Origin of the sequence: Pannonibacter anstelovis (assembly GCF_036881715.1) — a bacterium.
GTDB classification, from domain to species: Bacteria; Pseudomonadota; Alphaproteobacteria; order Rhizobiales; family Stappiaceae; genus Pannonibacter; species Pannonibacter anstelovis.
Map to the genome: position 1 here is coordinate 296,906 of NZ_JBAKBF010000002.1, position 20,825 is coordinate 317,730.

The window sequence follows — 20,825 nt, forward strand, 5'->3', positions numbered from 1 at the left end:
GCAAACATGAACCGGGGACGAAACGACTTTTCCCCAGATAACCGGGGTTGACTTTTACCATCTGCGGTAATGGCGGAAATGCGCCATTTGCATTGACACCCATAGGCAAGACCGTTGTATAAACGGTCCTTGTTCGGTGTGCCGCCTGTGAGGGCGGCACAGTTCGTTTTGAGAACCCGTTGATGGTAGACGCCCTGGCATGAACCCTATGCGGAAGGCGCGCTTAACTACCTGAAGGAGCAAGGGAAATGACTGCGTCGGCACTTTTCGGCACATACGCACGGGCGGACCTGGATTTCGTCCGCGGAGAAGGCGTCTGGCTGGAGACCGCTGACGGGCGACGCTTTCTCGACTGCGGGTCGGGAATCGCGGTGAATGCACTTGGTCATTCCCATCCCCATCTCGTCAATGCGCTGAAGGCGCAGGCCGAGAAGCTGTGGCACATTTCCAACCTCTACAAGGTTGCAGGGCAGGAAGAGCTTGGCCAGCGGCTGGTGGATGCGACCTTTGCGGACCGGGTGTTCTTTTCCAACTCCGGCGCTGAGGCAATGGAAGCCTGCATCAAGACGGCGCGGCGCTATCATTACGTCAATGGCCGCCCGGAGCGGATAGGCATCATCACCTTTGAAGGCGCTTTCCATGGCCGGACGATTGCCACCATCGCGGCGGGCGGTCAGGCTAAATATATGGAAGGCTTCGGCCCCAAGGCGCCGGGTTTTGACCAGGTCAAGACCGGCGATCTGGACGCGCTGAAGGCGGCCATCGGCCCCACCACCGCAGCGCTTTGCATCGAGCCTATTCAGGGTGAGGGCGGCGTGCGCGAGGTGGATGCAGAGTTCTTGCGCAAGCTGCGCGAGATCTGCGATGCCGAAGGCCTGCTGCTGATCTTCGACGAGATCCAGACCGGCGTTGGCCGTACGGGCAAGCTCTTTGCCCATGAATGGGCGGGGGTCACGCCGGACCTGATGGCTGTTGCCAAGGGTATCGGCGGTGGTTTCCCCATGGGTGCCTGCCTTGCTACGGAAGCCGCTGCCGCCGGCATGGTTCCCGGCACACATGGCACCACTTTCGGCGGCAACCCGCTGGCCATGGCTGTGGGCAATGCAGTGCTGGATGTCGTTCTGGAGCCCGGCTTCCTGGAAGAAGTGCAGCGCAAGGGCTTGCTGCTGAAACAGCGGCTGGCCGCCGTCATCGACGCTCATCCCAAGGTGTTTGAGGATGTCCGCGGGCGCGGCCTGATGCTTGGTATCAAATGTGCCTGTCCGAATACGGATGTGCTGGCGAAGGTGCGTGCCAATGGGCTGCTGGCGGTTCCTGCCGGCGACAACGTGCTGCGCATCCTGCCGCCGCTGACGATCACGGATGAGGAAATCGGCGAGGCTGTGGCCCGCATCGAGGCGGCCGCAGCGGCCGTGGAGGCCGGTCTGGCCAAGGAAGGGGATGGGGTGTGAACATGTCTGCGAATGGGCGTCATTTCCTCGATCTGACGCAGTTTGACGGTGAGGAACTGCGCGGAATTCTGGCCCTCGGGCGCAAGCTGAAGGCAGAGCGCAACGGTGTCCGCCGTGGTGAAGGCCCGCTGGCCGGCAAGGTGCTGGCGATGATCTTCGAGCAGCCCTCCACCCGCACCCGTATTTCCTTTGATGTGGGCATGCGTGAACTTGGCGGTGAAACGCTGATGCTGACCGGTGCGGAAATGCAGCTGGGCCGGGGCGAGACCATCGCCGACACCGCCCGGGTGCTGTCCCGCTTCGTTGATGCCATCATGATCCGCATCCTCAATCACGATGACCTGACCGAGCTGGCGGAAAATGCCACCGTTCCGGTCATCAATGGCCTGACCAAACGTTCGCATCCGTGCCAGATCATGGCCGATCTGATGACCTTTGAAGAGCATCGCGGCTCCATCAAGGGCAAGTCGGTGGCCTGGACCGGCGACAGCAACAATGTGCTGGCCTCCTGGGTGCATGCTGCTCCGCGCATGGACTTCGAGCTGCGCATCGCGACGCCGCCGGAACTGGCCCCGCCGCCCGCGCTCATTGAAGCTGCACGCGCGGAAGGCGCCTCGATCATCGTCACCGATGATCCCTTCGCCGCCGTGAAGGGCACCGATTGCGTCATCACCGACTGCTGGGTTTCCATGGGGGATGATGACGAGGCGACCCGTCACAACCTGCTGAGCCCTTATCAGGTCAACAAGCGGCTGATGGCGGAAGCCCATGCGGATGCCCTGTTCATGCACTGCCTGCCGGCCCATCGCGGCGAGGAAGTGACGTCGGACGTGATGGACGGACCCAATTCTGTGGTCTTTGACGAGGCCGAAAACCGGCTGCATGCCCAGAAGGGCATTCTGGCCTGGTGCTTCAACGGCCTTTGAGGACGTAAAACGTGGCACTTGATCTTGCATCCTATGGCGTGACGCCTGCGGGCACCGATGCCGTCCGGCCCTTCTCCGTTGAAGGGCTTGATGTGCGCGGGCGCGCCGTCGCGCTTGGCCCAATCCTGAACCAAATCCTTGACCGGCACGCTTATCCAGCCCCGGTGGCCCGCCTGCTGGGCGAAGCCATCGCGCTGACGGCGCTGCTCGGCACTTCGCTGAAGTTCGAAGGCCGCTTCACGCTGCAGACCCAGACCGACGGTCCGGTGAACATGCTGGTGGTGGATTTCTCCTCACCCGATGCCATCCGCGCCTATGCCCGTTTCGAGCCGCAAGCCTTCGCGCCGGGCGGGGCAGGGGAACATGGCGATGCGGCCGCGCTTCTGGGCCGTGGCCATTTGGCGATGACCATCGACCAGGGCAAGCATATGCAGCGCTATCAGGGACTGGTGGAGCTGGACGGCATTTCGCTGGAAGAGGTGGCCCGCCGCTACTTCGCCCGTTCCGAACAGATCCCGACCGAAGTGCGCCTTGCCGTTGGCCGTCTCTTCACCCGCCGCGAGGGTGAGGCTCCCAGCCAGCAATGGACTGCCGGTGGCATTCTGGTGCAGTTTCTGCCCGAAGCGCCGGAGCGCATGCGTCAGGCCGATCTCCATCCCGGAGACATGCCGGAAGGGGCTGAAGAGCACAGCATTGATGAGGACGATGCCTGGACCGAGGCCCGCAGCCTCACCGGCACCGTGCGCGATGACGAGCTGACCGATCCGGACATCCCGGTCGAGGAGCTGCTGTTCCGCCTGTTCCATGAGCGCGGCGTGCGCCTCTATGACGCCCAGCCTATCGCTGACCGCTGCCGCTGCTCGCGCGAGAAGATCGAAGGCATCTTCCAGAGCTTCTCCGAAGAGGAGAAGGCGGAGATGGTTGTCGACGGCAAGGTGGTGGTGACCTGCGAGTTCTGCAGTGCCGTCTACGAGTTCAAGGCCGAAGCCGTCTGAAAGAGATGAAAGCTGCCCGCCCTGTTGAGGGCGGGCGATTGATCATGCTGCCTCCGGCCCGGCAATCACGGCGCCGTCCGTCCTGTTGCTCTCCAGGAGCTTCGCGATCAGGCCGGAACTGCGTGCCCTTTCCAGAAATGCATTGAGCGCCCCGGTCAGGCAGGGATCCCGGCCTGCGGGCACACCGAGGGCCTGCTTGATCACCATGAAACGCTCGGGTAGCAGACGCAATCCGGGCACGCGCCGCTGGTCTGCTTCCAGCTGCTGGCGGACGCCGGCTGCCACTTCCAGGTTCTCACGCATGAAAAAGTCCACCACCTCTTGTGATGTCGTGACTTTTTCCAGGGTGGCTGAGGTGATGGCGCGGCTGAGATAAAGGTCATAGGCGCTGCCTCGGCCCACGGCGATCCGGATGCCCGGACGGTCCACCTGCTCCAGCGCCGTGATGGGTGAGTTCTCCCGCACCAGATACCAGCCCTCGATCAGGAGCCACGGATTGGTGAAGGCAACCACCTCTGCCCGCATTGGATCGACGGCGAAGAAACCGATGTCAGCACGCTCTTCTGCGATCAGAGCCACGGAGGCTGCAGCATTCGTGACCGGCAGAAGTTCCAGCTCCAGCCCGCGTTCGGCGGCAAATGCCCGCGCAAGATCCACTGAAACGCCGGCGGGGTCCTGTCCGTCGCCCGGCCGTGTCAGGATGGCGTTCCCGTTGTTGATCGCCACCCGCAGCACCCCTGTTGGAGCGAAAAGAGCGTTCAGTCCGTCATGTGTCATTGGGCGTCCCCCAGGATGCAGCTGCTCTCGATAGCCTCAACAATACGCGCTGTGAAGGCTGCAGTTCCGAGCGGGCCTCCCATGTCGCCGGTTCTCCATTCCGGCACGGCGATGACGCGGGTGACTGCAGCTTCGATCATCCCAGCCGCCTCATCCAGCCGCGCGTCCTGCCACCGTTCCGCCAGCCATCGCAGAAGCATGGCCGCAGAATTGATCAGGGACGCGGGATTGGCCCGGTCCTGTCCGGCAATCGAGGGGGCGGAACCGTGCTGGGCCTGTGCCATTGCATGATCCGTCCCTGCGTTCAGCGAGGCTGCCAGACCGATGCTTCCTGCGATTTCGGTGGCCTGATCCGAAAGAATGTCGCCGAACATGTTCGTCGTCACGATCGTGTCAAAGGCGGAGGCGTCCCGCACCAGCAATGCCGCCATCGCGTCGACGAGCACTTCCTCCACCTGAACATCGGGATAGGCCTTGGCGGTCTCGCGTGTGCAGGACAGGAACAGCCCGTCGCTGATGCGCAGGACATTTGCCTTGTGCACCACGGTCAGTTTGCCGCCACGCTGGCGGGCCGTCCGGAAGCCGGCCTCGGCAATGCGCAGCGAGCCTTGACGCGTAACCTTGCGCATGGCGATGGCTACATCCTCGGTGGGCATGAACTCTCCGGTCCCGGCAAACATGGTGCGGTCGGCATAAAAGCCTTCGGTGTTTTCCCGAACGATGACCAGGTCCACTGGAACGCCGCAGCGGGCAGGGAAATCGGGATGTGACTTCGCGGGGCGGATGTTGGCGAACAAGTCCAGATGCTTGCGCAGATGCCCTGACGGATTGATGCCGCCTTCCGATGCCGGCGGATAGTCGTTGTGGGACACCGGCCCGAGGATCACACCATCGGCTGCCCGGGCTTGCTCCAGCAGGCCAGCGGGAAAGGTGGTGCCTTGTGCCGCGAGCGGGCGCAGCCCCACCTCGGCACGGCTCACCTGAAACCGCAGGCCAAGCCGCCGCTGCACCGCATCCAGCACATTCAGCGTAGCCTCCGTGATCTCGGGGCTGATGCCATCGCCATCGAGGACGAGCAGGGAAACAGGTGCGGATGGCTGGGCGGTCATGTGCAGCTCCAGTGTTGCGTCGATGTCGCATATATCCATTTTTACATTTAAAAATGCAATATCAAAACAGAGTGCCGCCGTGATAGGGTGCAAGCCTGTCTTCACATGCATAGCCAAAGCACTGCCATTGACCGCTTCGTCCACTTCGCGCAGCAGCATAAGTTCCCATCTGGCGGCCGATATCGCGGCCTTCATTGAGGCCGAGGCGCTGCCTGCGGGAGCGCATCTGCGCACAGGCGAGCTGGCGCGCCGTTTCGCGGTGTCCCGCTGGCCAGTCGAGCAGGCGCTGAAGCAGCTGGCTGAGGCAGGGCGCGTGAGGCACGAGCCCAATCGCGGCTTCTTCGTTCATGATGCAAGCTCAGCCGCGCAGCCTGTGGCGCAGGACCCGATCCATGCAGCCTATCTGAAACTGGCCTCCCTGCTGGCCAGCCGGGCCATAGGGCCGCGTGTGACGGAGCAGGAACTGCGCGACCGGTTTGCGCTGACGAAACGTCAGGCGGCGGATCTGATGGGCCGCATGATCCGCGAAGGCATTGCCGAAAAGCGGGCAGGCTATGGCTGGGATATCAATACCGAACTGACTGCGCCGGATGCTCTGGCCCATACGACACAGTTGCGGCTGATCCTTGAGCCGGGTGCCCTGCGGCTGCCGGGCTACCGTCTGCCCCCGGAGGACATTGCCCGGTTGCGCCGCGTGGAGCATGATCTGCTGGATGGTGGCATCGACCGTGCTCCGCCCGATACGCTCTACCTGCGCGGGGCGCAGTTCCACGAGACACTGATGACGGGCGCGGGAAACCCCTTCATGCTGCAGACCCTCGTGCGCGTGAACCGGCTGCGCCGGCTGCTGACCTATCAGGCGATGGAGGACCGGGAGCGCTATTACCGGCAGGCGCGGCAGCACTTGCGCATTCTGGACCTGCTCGAGACGGGTGATTGCGAAGGCGCGGCACGGGAGATGGAGAACCACCTCCGCCAGGTGCGTGACAGCCTGTCGGCGCTTGGCTTCATTCTGCCGCCGGACGGCCCGGAGCGTTCCTGAAAGACGGTGGGCCTGCTCTGGAAACAGACTGAAGCGGATCTATAATGGCTGGCATGAATCTGATTTTGCCTGCTGCCCCGCCGCTTCCCCCTGTTGTCCATCATCCGGCCTATTGCGCCGAGCTGCCGGAAGAGCACCGCTTTCCCATGAACAAGTTCCGCCGCGTGGCGGAGATGGCGCTGGCCGAAGGGCTGGTGCCGGGCGGCAAATTCATGAAGCCACGGGCTGCTCCCGCCGAGTGGGTGGCTTTGGCCCATGATCCGGCCTACGTGGAGCAGGTGTTCAGCACGGCGGTGCCGCCTGCCATTGCCCGGGAGATCGGCTTCCCGATGACGCAGAGCATTGCCCTGCGCGGGCGCTGCGCCACCGGCGGCTCGGTGCTGACCGGTTATCTGGCGCTGGAGCATGGCCTTGCCTGCAACACGGCAGGCGGCAGTCATCATGCCCGCAAGGCGCATGGCGCGGGCTTCTGCGTCTTCAACGATGTGGCTGTTGCCATCCGCGTGATGCAGGCCGATGGCGTCATCCGCCGCGCGCTGGTGGTGGATCTGGATGTGCATCAGGGCGATGGCACGGCGGATATCTTTGCAGGCGATCCGTCTGTCTTCACCTTCTCCATGCATGCGCAGAAGAACTATCCGGTGCGCAAGGTGCCGTCGGATTTGGATCTGGGGCTGGAGGACGGGCTGACGGACGCCCCTTATCTGGACCTATTGGTGGAGCATCTGCCGCAGGTGATAGACCGGGCCAAGCCCGACATCGTGTTCTACAATGCCGGGGTTGATCCCTTCGCAGGCGACAAGCTGGGACGGCTGGCGCTGAGCCATGAAGGGCTGCGGCTGAGGGACGAGCATGTCATCCGCACCGTGCGCGGTCTCGGTCTGCCGCTCGCCGGGGTGCTTGGGGGCGGCTATTCCACGGACATTGATGAACTGGCGGGCCGGCATCTCACCCTGTTGCGGGCGGCAGCCACGGTTGCCCGCGAAGCGCCGGTTCTGTCAGCTTGAGCGGCTCGCCATCAACCGCATGACCAGCCACACGGGCACGACCACGACGGCGCCAAGCACCAGATAGCGCCAGACCTGTTCGACGGCGGAAAAGCCCATGTTCCAGAGGTGCTGGACGAAGGAGATCAGCAGGTCGAAGAGACCCAGCGGGTCAAGGTTCAGCGCCGACAGGATGACGCCGACCACAAGCGACAGGAACACCAGGCGCAGCAGCACCCGCGCCGGACTGTCACCCAGAAACTTGTTGAGGCCACCGGACATGCCGAACTCCCTTGAAGCAGCGTCTGCGCCTCAACATAGGGATTCGCCAGCCATTCCGCATCCCCCATGTGAAATCAGTCCGCAGCTCGCCAGCCGAGCGAAGCCGGAGTTTCCCCATGCAGCCGCACAGCCTTGGGCGGCACGCCGTACCAGGTCTTCACCGCGCGGGAAAAGGCCGAGAGCTCCGAAAAGCCCAGAAGAAAGGCGATTTCCTTCAGCGGCAGCGACGTGTCGCGCAGATAGCGGGCGGCCATGTTGCGCCGGATCGTCTCCGTCAGTTTGCGGAACGAAGTCCCCTCCGCTTCCAGCAGCCGCTGCAACGAACGCTGTGACATGCCCAGTTCGCTGGCCACATGCTCGAGGCTGACGGCACCGGCCTTGAGGCTTTCGTTGATGGTGTCCGCAACGCGCACGAGCGGATCACTCTGCACCTTGAACTCTTCCATCTCCCGGATCGCGGCCTGTTCCACAATGCTGTAGAGGTTCTGTTCGCTGTTCGGCGTTGGGCGGTCGAGATATTTTGCGGGGATGAAGATCTTGTCAGCAGGCTGGCCGAAGCGCAGCCTGCCGCCGTAGCGCTTCTGAAAGGCCGAGCTGCATCTGGGCGCTGGCTGGCTGATGTCGATGCGTAGCTGCACCTGCGGGTCCTGTGTCGCATATTCGATCCGGCTGGCCGCCCAGGCTATCCGTTCAAAGGTGTGCTGCGTACGGGGCATGTTCCGGTCGGGCACAATCCACTCGAGGATGCCCCAATCCTCGTCCTCGCGGAAACTCAGGCCGTAGCTGTTGGAACGCAGCGGCAGGAAACGGACCCAGTTGCGTATGCCTGCGCGCAAGTTCGGAGCACACAGGCCCACATAGTCGAAGGTTGAGAACACGCCCGTGGGCATGCTGGAGGCTACATCCAGAATGATTGCGTCGTCACGGGTCTCAGCTGCTACAAACTCGCAGACAGACAGAGCGATACGATAGGGAACCGTCGCTCCTGTCTGATGGATTGTCTCCGGAGCAATCCCAAAACGCCGGGCGATACGGGGCCAGTCGAGGCCTTTTTCCTCGCATATGAGCTCCAGTGACTGCAGCGTGTCTGCACGGCACCAGTCCTCGATCATGCGGCGAGGCATCGATCTTTCCATTGGAGCTCCCCCGGCTTCAGCCTATGATTGCATAGGATGATACAACTCCCGTGCTGGCGCAACATGTCAATTTTCCGTCAGTTTCAATCAATAATCCCGGAATATTCCACGTCACCCGCGCTTCGGCGTTCATCCGCCGGTCCCACCCTGATCACCCATCATGCCTCAGCTGCTGCGCTTGGATAGAAGGGAGGATTGCCTAGTGGTTTCTACCCCCCGGGGCTCAAGGGGACGGCAGTGGGGTTAGGCGGTATCTGCTGCCCTATCTCTGAGCTCTCCTCCTGCAAATCAAAAGGATTCTCCCAGTCGGCGAACTGAGCTGCTCCGGCTGGCTCTTCTGTTCCGGTTGCCTCGGTGCGAGCCGGCTGCCGCGGCATTGCCACGTCATCCAGAAGGTCAGTCATTGCAGAGGCAGGGATCTGCACAGTCTGGGGCAGGGGCTCGAAATCCGCCCGGCGCCATTGGCCAAGCCCGGCACTGCGGGCGGCTGCTTCAGCTGCGGTATGGCTTTCGGGAGCATCCGCACTGGTCTGAGCCCAGCCCTGTTGCAGCATCCAGAGCCCGAGGTCCACTGCCCCCCTGCTGCAGGCTGCGGAAATCCGCCGGGGACCAAGTGGTGCCACCGACTGACAGTCAACCCGGTGGCTGCGCAAAAGCGCACGCAAGGCCGTCAAGGCCCGTGCGCCGCAGGGCCATGTCTGGCCGCTGGCAGTCTGGCACGTCTCTGCGGCAGACAGCCCGGTGACATAGGCGAGTTCGACCGTTAGCTTGCCGGATGTGAGCATTGCCTTCTCCAGCACGAGAGGCCGGACGAGGTGAAAATTGCGTGCAGGCAGAGCCGAAGCCTCGGTCTGACCGCTGGCTTGCGGCCGGGCACGCTCGATCCGTTGCAGCGGGGCTGTCACCTCAGGGATGGCGACACCAGGAGGAGAAACGTTACGCACGGCTGTCTGGGCGAAGACGGGCAATGCCGGCAGTGTCAGCATGCAAAACAAGGTAATACACTGCACTCGGAGCCACGGGAGCGGTTGTCTGATTTCGCTTCCGGTCATGCAGTTCGCTCTCTCGCCATGCTGATTTACTGGCTGGCCCAGACGATCCGCGCCATCCAGGCGATACTGTCGAGGTCCATTGCCGTGATCGTGCCCGAGCCGCCCAGCGTATGCAACTCCAGACGCCGCGCCGTGCGGATCACGAAGCTGCCGACCATCATTTCGCCGCTCAGTAGCCGGAGCACGACCCGGTCACCCCGGCGTATGGGGATGCCCGGCGCGATGACAATGATGTCCCCGTCCCTGTACAGCGGCAGGAAATCATCACCTCCCACACCCAGCGCATAAACCTGGCTGCCCAGATCATCTGGAAAGGAAATCTCGTCCCAGCCTGCGCCTGCCGGATGACCTGCTGCATCAAAGAGGCCAGCGTCATTTCCTGCTTCGCAAAGGCGGGCAAATGGCATCGTTATGCCATTTGCGGTTTTTGCGGGTGAGAGGATTGTATTGCCTTCCACAAGTTGTGCAAAGTCGGAAAGCTCTGCACCCGTTGCCTCAAGTATCTTGGCGAGAGACTCGGTTGAGGGCCAGCGTGGGCGGCCGTCACCGGCGATCCGCTTCGACGGGTTGAAGGTGGTTGGATCCAGCCCGGCACGGCGCGCGAGGGCTGAGGGCGAAAGACGCTTGCGTGTGGCCAGGGCGTCTATCGCTGCCCAGACGCGCTCGTGCGAGAGCATGGTTCTTTCCTCCACGTGCTGCCTCATCAGGAATAAATCCCTTTGAATGCCATTGATATTGGCAAATATTCCTGATGCAAATGAATAGGCGGTTGATCCTGTGGTGCGTGCTGGTTGTCCAATGCAAAATCCCGGACTAGGGTCCGCCTCAACCAACGCACAGGGGCCAGTTCCGGGCCTCCTTCAAAGCACATGGGCGGGCCGGCATGACGGTGATTTTCAAGATACTGACACGCAACCTTTGGGATGACGCCGTGAGCCGTGGCAGGTTCGATGGCGCGCCGGTCGACCTTGCCGATGGCTATATCCACTTTTCGACGGCGGAGCAGGTGCGTGAGACGGCTGCCAAACACTTCGCCGGGCAGGACGGCCTCTTGCTGGCAGCCTTTGACAGCGAGGCTTTCGGGCAGCCGGTCAAGTGGGAGCCCTCGCGCGGCGGCGCGCTGTTCCCGCATCTTTACGCCAGCTTCGATCCGGCCTGTGCCCTGTGGGTCAAGGCACTTCCACTTGGCCCGGACGGGCAGCATGTATTTCCTGACCTGACGAAGTGAACCCACGCCCATGTTCCAGTCCCTTGCCAATCGCCTGACTCTCCGGGCTCTCCATTGTGTCGACGCCGAAACGGCCCACGGCGTGACAATCCGCGCGCTCGCCAGCGGGGTTTATCCGCGCTTTTCCAACGCGAGCCTGCCCTCCCTGCGGCAGGAGGTGCTGGGTTTGAGCTTCCCGAACCCGCTCGGCATGGCTGCTGGCTTTGACAAGAACGGAGAAGTTCCGGATGCGATCCTCGGGATGGGGTTCGGCTTTGCCGAGGCCGGAACCGTGACACCGCGCCCGCAGGGGGGCAATCTGCGCCCGCGCCTGTTCCGCCTGCCGGCCGATCAGGGGGTGATCAACCGCTTCGGCTTCAACAACGAGGGGCATGCTGCGCTGCTGGCCCGGCTGGAAGCGCGCAAGGGCAGAGGCGGCATCGTCGGTGTCAACGTGGGCGCCAACAAGGATGCGGCGGACCGGGTGGCCGACTATGTGACCGGTATCCGCACCTTCGCGCATCTTGCCGCCTACTTCACCGTCAACATTTCCTCACCCAACACGCCGGGCCTGCGCGATCTGCAGGCCAAGGCGGCGCTGGATGAGCTGCTGTCTGCCGTCATGGCCGAGCGTGATGCGCAGAGCCTGCAGGTGGGACGCAAGGTGCCGGTGTTTTTGAAGATTGCGCCGGATGTCTCAGCCGAAGGGCTGGAGGACATTGCCGAAGCGGTGCTGACCCACAAGGTCGACGGGCTGATCGTCTCCAACACCACGCTGTCGCGCGCAGGACTTCAGGACATGCAGACAGCGCAGGAAGCGGGCGGGCTTTCCGGCCGTCCCCTGTTCCGGCGGGCAACGATCATTCTGGCCCGCACACGCAAGCTGGTGGGGCCAGATCTGCCGATCATCGGCGTTGGCGGCATCGACAGTCCGGAGACGGCTCTGGTCAAGATCACCGCCGGGGCAACGCTGTTGCAGGTCTATTCGTCGCTGGTCTACAAGGGGCCGGGGCTGGTTCCCGCCATCCTCAAGCATCTGGATGCGGAGTTGAAGCGGCATGGGCTGGCAAGCCTCGAGAAGCTGCGCTCAGTCAATGCGGATGCCTGGGCGAGCGAGAATCTCGACTGATTGACATAGGAAAGGCCGGAGCTGCGAAACTCCGGCCTCTCGGTTCGTGCTTCTGGAAGGAAAACCGTCAGCGGCCAGCTGTCTGCTGGCGAAGTGTCTCGACCTCCCGCCGCAGGGCGCGGATTTCTTCGAGGATGACGCCTGTTTCATCGTGGATTGCCTGCCGGTCGGCTTCGGCAATGGTCTCCGTTTCGGACTGCATGGCCGAAACGATGATACCGATGAACAGGTTGAGCACGGTGAAGGCCGTGCAGACAAGGAAGGGCAGGAAGAAGGCCCAGGCATAGGGGTGCACTTCCATCACCGGCCGCACGATGCCCATGGACCAGCTTTCCAGCGTCATGACCTGGAACAGGGTGTAGAGCGAGCGGCCAAGATCTCCGAACCATTCCGGGAAAGTCTCGCCATAAAGCTTCGTGGCCATGACGGCGAAGACATAGAAGACGAGGCTCATCAGCACCATGATGGAACCCATACCGGGCAGCGCGGTGACCAGCCCGCCGATGACACGCCGCAGCGAGGGAACCACTGAGATGAGGCGCAGCACGCGCAGGATGCGCAGCGCACGCAGCACCGAGAAGGGGCCGCTTGCGGGCACAAGGGCGATGGCCACGATCGCGAAGTCGAAGATGCTCCAGGGATCGCGGAAGAAGTACAGCCGGTGCACATAAAGGCGCAGAAGCAGTTCCACAACGAACAAGCCCAGGATGATCTTGTCGAGTGTGTGGAGCAGCGGGCCAATCGACGCCATGACCGTGGGGCTGGTCTCAAGGCCGAGCGTGATGGCGTTGACGACGATGATCGCAATGATGGCCGCTTCCCAGCGGCTTGAGGTGATGAGTGCCTTCAAAGTCTGGCGCATGCTGAGAAATATCCATTTGGAAACACGGCTTGATGCCGCCCGCGCAAACTGGCGGCTCCGCCCTTGATACGCAATAGGCCGCATGAGGCCGCAAACGAAAATCTTCCGGCTTTTGCCTGCTGCTGCCCGTGAAATTCCGGGAGTGGCGAAGTCATCCGGGACTGCTGCGCATCCGGCGCGGTTGAAAAGCCTTTCGGCCCCGCTTGACAGAACTGCCGCCGCAGGCGATCTAATGCGCCAAGGCCACGGCATCCGGGCACGCCTTGCCCCTTTTCGATGCCGTCATGCTCCAGCGGGTATGATGTAATGGTAGCCTGTCAGCTTCCCAAGCTGAACGCGCGGGTTCGATTCCCGCTACCCGCTCCAGATCCTTTCTTTATCTTTCGTCATGGTCGGGCTTGTCCCGACCATCTGCAAATCATTGATTTGTATAGATCCTCGGCACAGGGCCGAGGATGACGATGGAGGAGTGACTGGTTTCTCAGCAGTCCGGCGTCACTGGTGCTATTCTTGCGCCTGAGAACGGAGGCCAGATCATGAAACTGACAATCAATGTTGATGACGAGCTTCTTGAGGCGGCCCGAGACCTGACTGGCACAATGGAGACCACTGCCATCGTGCATCAGGCGCTGGAGACGCTGGTGCGGGTCGAGACGGGTAGGCGCCTGATAGCGCTGGGTGGCACAATGCCGGATGCTGAGGCTGTTTCCGATACCTATGAGCGCCGGACCGAGGAACGGATTGAAATGGCATTGGCCGATCGCCGTCCCTCCGTTTCAGGGAGCGATGCCGACCTTCAGATCGAAGCGGTTCTTGCTCTTAAGAAGTGAGTTCAATGGCAGGCCGCGTCGGAAGTCTATCATGAGAAATTGCGGCCCAGCTTCAGCGTTTGAGGTTCGGCAGCCCTCTACCCGCTCCTGTCCTCCCCCTTCTTGCCGAAGTCCGGTGTCTTGCGCTTGCGGGCGGTGCCGTGGGTGGTCTTGTGCCAGTGGTGGGGGCGGATGAAGAAGTCCCAGACGGCGCGGTAGAAGGCGAAGCTGGCGCAGAGCCAGTAGGCGGGAATGAGGGCGAGATCGCTGAAACGCGGGTCGAAGCCGCGGGCGCGCGCGGCGCTGCGCCCTGCAATGACGGCGGCGCCATAGCCGGAAATGGCGGCCAGCGCGCTGAGGCAGACGGTGATGTCGGACATGAGCCCATCGGGCACGGGCATGTTCCACAGGCCGATCAGGTAGCCCATCAGGATCATGCAGAATATGGGATGAAGGGCGAGCGTCAGCAGGCTGCCACCGATGAGGAAGGCGATCGGCACCGCCCGGCGCGGGCTCATGTCACGCCACAGCATGGATGGATCGCGCATGTGGACGAGCACTGTCTGCAGCCAGCCCTTGTACCAGCGCGCCCGCTGCGCGTACCACACCTTCCACGTCACCGGCGCCTCTTCATAGGTGGCACTGTCGAGGGCGCCACTGGAAAAGCCGAAGCGGGCAAGACGCAGGCCAAGGTCGGCGTCCTCCGTGACATTGTACGGATCCCAGCCGCCGGCGGTGACGAGGGCCGCGCGGCGGAAATGGTTTGAGGTGCCGCCCAGCGGAAAGGGCCACTCCTCGCCGGAAAACCACGGAATGACCTGATCGAACAGGCTCGCGTATTCCATCGCAAACTGGCGGGTGAAAAAGCTCTCCTCCGCATTGTCGATGACAAGGCTCGCCTGCAGGCAGGCGAGGCTCTCCGGACTTTCCCGGAACTTGCGTGCCGCCTTTTTCAGCTGGCCGGGCTCAGGCCGGTCTTCCGCATCATAAATGGTGACGAATTCGCCCATGGAAGATTCCAGCCCATAGGCCAGAGCCCTTGGCTTGGTGCGCGGATGGCCCGGCGGCACCACCACCACTTCCATGCCCGCGCGCAGCAGCCCCTTGAACGCCAGGCGGGTTTCCCGGTCATCCTGCTCCACCAGAAAACGGATGTCGAGCCGGTCTGCCGGATAATCGAGCCTGGCAAGGCCTTCCACCAGCGACGGCACGACGGCAGCCTCCTTGTAGAGCGGAACGAGCACCGTATAGAGCGGCCACTCTTCCGAAGGTGGCCGGGCATGGCGCTCTGGTGCCGTCTGCTGGGACTGAAAAAAGGCTTCTTCGGCGGCAATGCGGGCCCGATCCTGTGCCTGCCTTGCGCTCGAAAGCCGGGCGATTGCGGTGAGAATACAGGTAAGGCCTACAACAAGGCTCAGCAGCAGCATCTGCACATCAAAGGGCAGAAGCATACCGGCGAAAAAGCTGGCGGCCATGGCGCCCGCGCCGATTTGCTGGCGCGGCGTCACGCGGGTGCGGGCCGACATGTGGGGAAAACGGGCTTCCAGTTCGCCGGCCGGTGCATTCAGCACCGTCAGGGCGTGGCGCAGGGCCGAAGGCGTGGCGATGCGCACGGCCGCACTCCAGTCCGGATGGCGCAGAAAGAAGGCGCGCAGTTCGGAAACGTGCTCAGGCTCCGGCGCAACCACATAGACTGGCCCGTCCCGGCCTAGACCGATCATCATCGGCCCCGCCTCACCTGGCCCGCATTGCAGGACATGGCCATTGACCAGCTGCGGGCGGAAGCTGCCAACTGGCAGATAGGGGACGCCGCAGACTTCTGCCACAGCGCTGTAATAGGCCTCTTCCGTGAGGATGGAATTGCGCATCATGTAGTGCGCGGGATGAACACCGTGATAGGATGCCAGCTGACAGGCAGACCGCAGCGCAGAGGCAGAAAGACCCCGTGACACAAGGACATGCATCTCCTCTTGCAGCAATTGCTGCGGCGCGCTTCGTTCCGTTTTCGGGACTGGCCCGTCTTCTGAAGGGGCCGGACAAGCCGCGGTCTGCCACCCGGAAAGCGGAGTTTCACACTGCAGGAAAGCGTCGCCGGGCTCCGCTGCCAACCCTGGCAGCTTCACAGTGTCTGACGCAGTCTCCTCTGCCACCACAGACATCGCCCGCCCCTTCCGAGGCCGCCGGACACACACTCATCCGGCCGCTGCAAGGAGTACGTCAGAAGATATTCCCACAATCAACAGTTTTATACTTTTTATTCTCAATTGCGGTTGGTTTTATACCGGCCTCGGCACTCGCGCAGGAAACCGAAGCTCTCCAGGCAATCAGCGGAGCAGGCGAGACCATCGTCATTCCCAACTTCCGCGATCCGCGTGCGCTGGCCGAACGCCCCGCTCAGCCGCCGGAGAAGATTGAATTCCTGGCCTCGGATGATTTTCCTCCCTTTTCCTTCCGTGATCCTCAAGGCCGCCTGACCGGCTTCAACGTGGATCTGGCGCGTGCGGTCTGCGAGGAGCTTGGGGCGTCCTGCAGCCTGAGGGTGAAGGCCTTCGAGGCGCTGCCGGATGCGCTGATGGCGGGAGAGGGTGACGCAATTCTCTCCGGCCTTGCCAAGACGGAGTCCCTGCGGCGGGAGATGGCCTTTTCCGACACCTACATGCGCTTGCCCGCCCGGTTTGTGTTGGGGCAGGGCACGGACAGCTTTGATCCCAGCATGCCATCCGCAAAGCGCATCAGTGTGGAAGCTGGCAGCCGCCACGAAGCGTTCCTGAAGGCAGCCTTCCCGGACCTTGCCATCGAGCCGTTCCCCACAGCCGGTGAGGCAAGGGCCGCGCTGAAGGTGGGCAAGGCCGATGTGCATTTCGGCGACGGCATGGCGCTGTCCTTCTGGCTTGCTGGTAAGGAGGCGGACGGCTGCTGCCGGTTTGCGCCCGGCCCCTGGCTGGAACCGCGTTATTTTGGCGACGGGCTTTCCATTGCCTTGCGCCGTGACGACCAGGCGCTGCTGGATGCGCTGAATTATGCCCTGCGGCAGGTGCAGGATAAGGGCATCTATGGTGAGCTTTACCTGCGCTACTTCCCCGTAGGGTTCTACTGAGCCCCCGGTCCGCCAGCAAAGCCATTGCCAGACCGCCCGGTTCTGGATAAGCCGGGTCACTCTTTGCGCGCGGAGCCCATCCGCCGCCACAACAGGACAGTCTGATGACCGAATTTCTCTGGACCCGCCCGGAAGGCACGCCGGAAGCGACCTTGCTTCTGGCCCATGGCGCCGGTGCGCCGATGGACTCCGCCATCATGAACCGGCTGGCCGCAGCCCTTGCGGCTGAAGGCATTGCCGTGGTGCGGTTCGAGTTTCCCTACATGGCCGCCCGCCGTACGACGGCCAAGAAGGCTCCGCCGCCGAAGGCAGAGCTGCTGGTGGGCGCGTATCAGAAGGCCATGCAGGCGTTGATGAGCGAAGTGGAAGGCCCGTTCCTCATTGGCGGCAAGTCCATGGGCGGGCGTGTCGCTGCCATGCTCACGGCTGGCGCTTCGCTGCCGGGCCGCGTGAAGGGCGTTGTCTGTATCGGCTATCCGTTCCACCCGCAGGGCAAGTCCGATGTCTGGCGCCTTGAGCCGCTGGAACAGGCCCGCCGCCCCATCTTCATTGCGCAGGGCGAGCGTGACCCCTTCGGCAGTCAGGCCGAGCTGGAAGACGTGACCCTGCCGGGCACCTGCGAGATCCTGTTCCTCGAAGACGGCAACCACGACCTGGGGCCCCGCGGCCAATCGCCCGCGACTTGGGACAGCAACATCATGGCCACCGCCAAGGCCGTTGCGGAGTTCGCCCGCAAGGTTCTGGCCGCCTGAGATTGCAGGCCCGGTGCGGCTGCCGCGCGGGCTTGAGCAATTCCCGATGAGCCAGGCTCATCGGGAGTTCATATCAGCTGAGCGCGCGGAAGTGCTTGGAGAGCTTCAGCTCCTGGCCCTGATAGTTGGAGCCGATGCCTTCGCCGTAGAGCCGGTGCGGACGTTCGGCCATGTGCTCATAGACAAGCCGCCCAACCGTCTGGCCATGCTCCAGAATGAAGGGAACGTCGTGCGAGCGCACCTCCAGCACGGCGCGTGAGCCTGTGCCGCCAGCGGTGCTGTGGCCAAAGCCGGGGTCGAAGAAGCCGGCGTAATGCACGCGGAATTCACCTACCAGCGGATCGAAGGGCACCATCTCGGCAGCAAAATCCGGCGGCACATGCACCGCTTCCTGGCTGACGAGGATGTAGAACTCGTTCGGGTCAAGCACCAGTTCGGCCGCGCCGCGCCGGTAGATCGGGTCCCAGAAATCCAGCGGGTGATGCGCGTCCTTCAGGTCCACGTCGATGACGCCTGTGTGATGCTTGGCGCGGTAGCCGACAAGGCTGCCATCGCCGGAGCCTTCCAGATCGATGGACAGCTGCACGCCGCCGCCGATGCGTTCCATGCCGCCGGAGACAAGGCGCAGGCGCGCATGCACGTCTTCCAGCTCGCTGTCCGGGATCAGCGGTTCACCGGCGCGGAAGCGGATCTGCGACAGGCGCGAACCGCTGCGCACCAGAATGGGGAAGGTGAGCGGCGATATTTCCGCATAGAGCGGCCCGTTGTAACCGGCAGGCACCGTGTCAAAGGCGCGCCCGCCATCGGCTATGACGCGGGTGAAGACATCAAGCCGGCCGGTGGAGCTTTTCGGGTTGGCCGTGGCTGAGATAGCATCGGGCAGGGCGAGGCTTTCCTGCAGCGGCACGATGTAGACGCAGCCCGTTTCCAGCACAGCGCCACGTGTCAGGTCGATGCTGTGCAGCGCAAAGGCATCCAGCTTGTCCGCAACGCTGACGTTATTGCCCGGCAGGAAGCTGGCGCGCACCCGGTAGGCGAGCCCGCCAAGACGCAGGTCAAGGCTTGCCGGCTGGATCTGGCCGTCAACTGGCGCCAGCTCGCTGCGGATCGTTCCGGCGCGGAACATGTCCTCGATCATGTGGGCGGGCAGAATGCCGTCTGGGCGCATGACAAGCCTTTCGTGGAGCCCGGGGGGAGCCGGGGAGGGACGTTATCTTCCTCTGCGCTGTCATTAGCCGATGGCAGGGCCTTGGCCAACCCTTTCATGGCTGGTTCACCGCTGGCAAAGATTGACCGCAGGCCCTGAATGGCGTATTTGGCGGAACAGGATCCGTGGTGATTTGAGCCGGCCGGCTTGCAGCCACGTTAAACAAGTTGCTAAAGAGGCCGGGGAGAAACACCCGGCCTTTATGGCCGGTTTTTTGTTTCTGGAGCGAAGACCGATGAGCGCATCCGATACCCCGTCCTCCCGCCCCTTGCGTCCGGCCACCCGTCTGGTCCATGGCGGAACCATCCGCTCTCAGCACGGCGAAACGTCCGAAGCCATCTTCCTGACGCAAGGCTTTGTCTACGCCAATGCGGAAGCAGCGGAAGCGCGCTTCAACGGCGAGGATCCGGGCTATGTCTATTCGCGCTATTCCAACCCCACCGTTGCCATGTTCGAGCAGCGCATGTGCGAGCTGGAAGAAGCCGAAGCGGCCATCGGCACCGCCAGCGGCATGGCCGCCGTCAATCTGGCGCTGATGGCCTCGGTCAAGGCGGGTGACCATGTTGTGGCTGCCAAGGCGCTTTTCGGTTCCTGCCGTTACATTGTCGAGACCCTGCTGCCGCGCTTTGGCGTCACCAGCACGCTTGTAGATGGCACCGACCTTGACCAGTGGCGCGCTGCCGTGAAGCCGGGCACCAAGGCCGTGTTCCTGGAAAGCCCGACCAACCCGACGCTGGATGTGATCGATATCGCCGCCGTGGCGGAAATCGCTCATGCCGTTGGCGCCCGCGTCATCATCGACAACGTCTTTGCCACGCCAATCTTCCAGTCGCCGCTGAAGCTGGGTGCCGATGTTGTGGTCTATTCGGCCACCAAGCACATCGACGGTCAGGGCCGCTGCCTTGGCGGTGTCGTCCTCTCCGATGCCAAGTGGATCGAGGAAGAAGTACTGCCGCTGGTCAAGCACACCGGCCCAGCCATGAGCCCGTTCAATGCCTGGGTGCTGTTGAAGGGGCTGGAGACGCTGCCGCTGCGCGTCGCCCAGCAGTCTTCCAGCGCGGCCCGCATTGCGGACCGTCTGGCGGGCGACCCTGCCATTGCCCGCCTGATCTATCCGGGCCGTGACGACCATCCGCAGGCCGCTGTTGCCCGCAAGCAGATGCGCGGCGGCTCCACCATGCTGGCCTTCGAGCTGAAGGGCGGCAAGGCAGCAGCCTTCGCCTTCACCAACGCGCTGGAAGTGATCAAGCTGTCCAACAATCTGGGCGACGCCAAGAGTCTGATCACTCATCCCTCCACGACAACGCACAAGAGTGTTGCCGAAGAGGCGCGGCTGGAACTGGGCATCACCGAAGGCATGCTGCGCCTGTCCGTGGGCCTCGAAGATCCGCTGGACCTTCTCGAGGACATCGAGCGGGCGCTGGCGGCAGCCCGCTGAGCACGGAACGATATCAGCACGGGGTGGAGTGCTTGAAAGCGCTCCACCCCGTCAGTCATTTTCACGGCTGCACTTTTCGGGTGCGTTGCGGCGCTCTATATCTTGAAAATGATACGCGGAGCCGGCAACAGCCTGTTCCGCTTCACGAATTGTTGAGGAGCCGGAAGGCCATGTACCGGGCCGTTACCAACGGGATACAGGTCACAGTCGGACCGTTCTATCTGGCGGACCAGTCCTCGCCGGAAGGAGGGGAGCTATGTCTGGGGCTATACCGTCGAGATCGTCAATCTCGGGGATGTGCCGGTACAGCTGCGCCGCCGCCACTGGCTGATTACGGACGGCAACGGTCAGATGCAGGAAGTGGAAGGGCCTGGCGTGGTCGGGGAAGAGCCGGTGATCAAGCCCGGCGAAGCCTTTGAATATTCCTCCGGCTGCCCGCTGACGACGCCCTCCGGCATCATGGAAGGCGCCTATCTGATGGAGCTGCCGGACGGGCGCATGATGAATGTCTCCATCCCGCCCTTCTCGCTGGACACTCCAAACCGGCGCGGGTTTCTGAACTGAAACC

Annotated in this window: 18 protein-coding genes, 1 tRNA gene, 2 pseudogenes and 1 riboswitch; of the genes and pseudogenes, 13 read left to right on the forward strand and 8 right to left on the reverse strand. The window is 63.0% G+C overall.

Features of this window, described 5'->3' with window-relative positions; all coding sequences use genetic code 11:
* The first annotated feature begins 248 nt into the window (after positions 1-248).
* Genes V6L75_RS04195 through V6L75_RS04205 form a run of 3 tightly spaced genes read left to right on the forward strand, consistent with a single transcriptional unit; the run spans position 249 to position 3,372 of the window.
* Positions 249-1,451 carry an aspartate aminotransferase family protein gene (locus tag V6L75_RS04195; protein ID WP_334250259.1) on the forward strand — a complete coding sequence of 401 codons (1,203 nt, stop codon included), beginning with the start codon at positions 249-251 and terminating at the stop codon, positions 1,449-1,451.
* A gap of 2 nt (positions 1,452-1,453) precedes the next feature.
* Positions 1,454-2,377 (forward strand): ornithine carbamoyltransferase, encoded by a 924-nt coding sequence (argF, locus tag V6L75_RS04200; RefSeq protein ID WP_334250260.1) that lies wholly within the window; start codon positions 1,454-1,456, stop codon positions 2,375-2,377.
* 11 nt (positions 2,378-2,388) lie between these two features.
* On the forward strand, positions 2,389-3,372 hold the full coding sequence (locus tag V6L75_RS04205) for an Hsp33 family molecular chaperone (protein WP_334250261.1): 984 nt from the start codon (positions 2,389-2,391) through the stop codon (positions 3,370-3,372).
* A 42-nt stretch (positions 3,373-3,414) separates the two neighbouring features.
* Here the strand turns inward: V6L75_RS04205 and V6L75_RS04210 are convergent, their stop codons facing one another.
* Positions 3,415-4,149, reverse strand: coding sequence for a transporter substrate-binding domain-containing protein (locus V6L75_RS04210; RefSeq protein ID WP_334250262.1), 735 nt, complete (start codon positions 4,147-4,149; stop codon positions 3,415-3,417).
* Positions 4,146-5,258, reverse strand: a complete 1,113-nt coding sequence (locus V6L75_RS04215) for an isocitrate/isopropylmalate dehydrogenase family protein (RefSeq protein WP_334250263.1) — start codon at positions 5,256-5,258, stop codon at positions 4,146-4,148. The genes V6L75_RS04210 and V6L75_RS04215 overlap by 4 nt, the downstream gene beginning before the upstream one ends.
* Before the next feature lie 127 nt (positions 5,259-5,385).
* Between V6L75_RS04215 and V6L75_RS04220 the strand changes: the two genes are divergently transcribed.
* The gene (locus tag V6L75_RS04220; protein ID WP_334250264.1) at positions 5,386-6,300 is read left to right on the forward strand and encodes a GntR family transcriptional regulator; all 915 of its coding nucleotides are present in this window, start codon (positions 5,386-5,388) and stop codon (positions 6,298-6,300) included.
* Positions 6,301-6,344: 44 nt separating this feature from the next.
* Positions 6,345-7,307, forward strand: a complete 963-nt coding sequence (locus tag V6L75_RS04225) for a histone deacetylase family protein (RefSeq protein ID WP_334250265.1) — start codon at positions 6,345-6,347, stop codon at positions 7,305-7,307.
* Here V6L75_RS04225 and V6L75_RS04230 read toward each other — a convergent pair.
* The 3 genes from V6L75_RS04230 to V6L75_RS04240 all read right to left on the reverse strand — a co-directional run bounded on the left by V6L75_RS04230 (position 7,299) and on the right by V6L75_RS04240 (position 10,433).
* Positions 7,299-7,568: a DUF6460 domain-containing protein gene (locus V6L75_RS04230; protein WP_334250266.1), complete on the reverse strand. Its 270-nt coding sequence runs from the start codon at positions 7,566-7,568 to the stop codon at positions 7,299-7,301. The genes V6L75_RS04225 and V6L75_RS04230 overlap by 9 nt on opposite strands.
* 74 nt (positions 7,569-7,642) lie before the next feature.
* Entirely contained in the window at positions 7,643-8,704 is a 1,062-nt protein-coding gene (locus V6L75_RS04235; RefSeq protein WP_334250267.1) for an AraC family transcriptional regulator, read from the reverse strand.
* Positions 8,705-9,782: 1,078 nt separating this feature from the next.
* A complete protein-coding gene (locus tag V6L75_RS04240; protein ID WP_334250268.1) occupies positions 9,783-10,433 on the reverse strand; it encodes a S24 family peptidase in 651 nt (216 codons plus the stop codon).
* A gap of 206 nt (positions 10,434-10,639) precedes the next feature.
* Here V6L75_RS04240 and V6L75_RS04245 point away from each other — a divergent pair, with 206 nt between their 5' ends.
* Positions 10,640-10,984 (forward strand): DUF952 domain-containing protein, encoded by a 345-nt coding sequence (locus V6L75_RS04245; protein ID WP_334250269.1) that lies wholly within the window; start codon positions 10,640-10,642, stop codon positions 10,982-10,984.
* Positions 10,985-10,994: 10 nt separating this feature from the next.
* On the forward strand, positions 10,995-12,092 hold the full coding sequence (locus V6L75_RS04250) for a quinone-dependent dihydroorotate dehydrogenase (protein ID WP_334250270.1): 1,098 nt from the start codon (positions 10,995-10,997) through the stop codon (positions 12,090-12,092).
* Positions 12,093-12,159: 67 nt separating this feature from the next.
* Here V6L75_RS04250 and V6L75_RS04255 read toward each other — a convergent pair whose 3' ends face one another.
* Positions 12,160-12,954: an ion transporter gene (locus V6L75_RS04255; RefSeq protein ID WP_334250271.1), complete on the reverse strand. Its 795-nt coding sequence runs from the start codon at positions 12,952-12,954 to the stop codon at positions 12,160-12,162.
* A 292-nt stretch (positions 12,955-13,246) separates the two neighbouring features.
* Here V6L75_RS04255 and V6L75_RS04260 point away from each other — a divergent pair.
* A tRNA-Gly gene (locus V6L75_RS04260) sits at positions 13,247-13,320 on the forward strand.
* Positions 13,321-13,490: 170 nt separating this feature from the next.
* A pseudogene (locus tag V6L75_RS04265) lies at positions 13,491-13,658 on the forward strand (type II toxin-antitoxin system VapB family antitoxin); the annotation flags it as partial.
* A gap of 203 nt (positions 13,659-13,861) precedes the next feature.
* Here the strand turns inward: V6L75_RS04265 and V6L75_RS04270 are convergent.
* Positions 13,862-15,634 (reverse strand): glycosyltransferase family 2 protein, encoded by a 1,773-nt coding sequence (locus V6L75_RS04270; protein WP_334250272.1) that lies wholly within the window; start codon positions 15,632-15,634, stop codon positions 13,862-13,864.
* Positions 15,635-16,140: 506 nt separating this feature from the next.
* On the opposite strand from V6L75_RS04270, the gene V6L75_RS04275 reads away from it, so the two are divergent.
* Together V6L75_RS04275 and V6L75_RS04280 are read left to right on the forward strand one after the other, a co-directional pair.
* The gene (locus tag V6L75_RS04275; RefSeq protein WP_334250479.1) at positions 16,141-16,860 is read left to right on the forward strand and encodes a transporter substrate-binding domain-containing protein; all 720 of its coding nucleotides are present in this window, start codon (positions 16,141-16,143) and stop codon (positions 16,858-16,860) included.
* Positions 16,861-16,964: 104 nt separating this feature from the next.
* Positions 16,965-17,612, forward strand: a complete 648-nt coding sequence (locus V6L75_RS04280; protein ID WP_334250273.1) for an alpha/beta family hydrolase — start codon at positions 16,965-16,967, stop codon at positions 17,610-17,612.
* 73 nt (positions 17,613-17,685) lie between these two features.
* On the opposite strand, the gene V6L75_RS04285 is transcribed toward V6L75_RS04280, so the two are convergent.
* The gene (locus tag V6L75_RS04285; protein WP_334250274.1) at positions 17,686-18,780 is read right to left on the reverse strand and encodes a 2'-deoxycytidine 5'-triphosphate deaminase; all 1,095 of its coding nucleotides are present in this window, start codon (positions 18,778-18,780) and stop codon (positions 17,686-17,688) included.
* A gap of 154 nt (positions 18,781-18,934) precedes the next feature.
* Positions 18,935-19,014, forward strand: a riboswitch (SAM riboswitch).
* 40 nt (positions 19,015-19,054) lie between these two features.
* On the opposite strand from V6L75_RS04285, the gene V6L75_RS04290 reads away from it, so the two are divergent.
* Positions 19,055-20,257 (forward strand): O-succinylhomoserine sulfhydrylase, encoded by a 1,203-nt coding sequence (locus V6L75_RS04290; RefSeq protein WP_334250275.1) that lies wholly within the window; start codon positions 19,055-19,057, stop codon positions 20,255-20,257.
* A gap of 170 nt (positions 20,258-20,427) precedes the next feature.
* Positions 20,428-20,821 (forward strand): annotated as a pseudogene (gene apaG, locus V6L75_RS04295) (Co2+/Mg2+ efflux protein ApaG).
* The last annotated feature ends 4 nt before the right edge of the window (positions 20,822-20,825 follow it).

Coding starts and splice junctions, on each gene's coding strand:
- V6L75_RS04195 (WP_334250259.1), top strand. CDS start 249: ATGACTGCGTCGGCACTTTTCGGCACATACGCACGGGCGGACCTGGAT.
- argF (WP_334250260.1), top strand. CDS start 1,454: ATGTCTGCGAATGGGCGTCATTTCCTCGATCTGACGCAGTTTGACGGT.
- V6L75_RS04210 (WP_334250262.1), bottom strand. CDS start 4,149: ATGACACATGACGGACTGAACGCTCTTTTCGCTCCAACAGGGGTGCTG.
- V6L75_RS04215 (WP_334250263.1), bottom strand. CDS start 5,258: ATGACCGCCCAGCCATCCGCACCTGTTTCCCTGCTCGTCCTCGATGGC.
- V6L75_RS04225 (WP_334250265.1), top strand. CDS start 6,345: ATGGCTGGCATGAATCTGATTTTGCCTGCTGCCCCGCCGCTTCCCCCT.
- V6L75_RS04230 (WP_334250266.1), bottom strand. CDS start 7,568: ATGTCCGGTGGCCTCAACAAGTTTCTGGGTGACAGTCCGGCGCGGGTG.
- V6L75_RS04235 (WP_334250267.1), bottom strand. CDS start 8,704: ATGGAAAGATCGATGCCTCGCCGCATGATCGAGGACTGGTGCCGTGCA.
- V6L75_RS04240 (WP_334250268.1), bottom strand. CDS start 10,433: ATGCTCTCGCACGAGCGCGTCTGGGCAGCGATAGACGCCCTGGCCACA.
- V6L75_RS04245 (WP_334250269.1), top strand. CDS start 10,640: ATGACGGTGATTTTCAAGATACTGACACGCAACCTTTGGGATGACGCC.
- V6L75_RS04250 (WP_334250270.1), top strand. CDS start 10,995: ATGTTCCAGTCCCTTGCCAATCGCCTGACTCTCCGGGCTCTCCATTGT.
- V6L75_RS04255 (WP_334250271.1), bottom strand. CDS start 12,954: ATGCGCCAGACTTTGAAGGCACTCATCACCTCAAGCCGCTGGGAAGCG.
- V6L75_RS04270 (WP_334250272.1), bottom strand. CDS start 15,634: ATGATGCGCAATTCCATCCTCACGGAAGAGGCCTATTACAGCGCTGTG.
- V6L75_RS04280 (WP_334250273.1), top strand. CDS start 16,965: ATGACCGAATTTCTCTGGACCCGCCCGGAAGGCACGCCGGAAGCGACC.
- V6L75_RS04285 (WP_334250274.1), bottom strand. CDS start 18,780: ATGCGCCCAGACGGCATTCTGCCCGCCCACATGATCGAGGACATGTTC.
- V6L75_RS04290 (WP_334250275.1), top strand. CDS start 19,055: ATGAGCGCATCCGATACCCCGTCCTCCCGCCCCTTGCGTCCGGCCACC.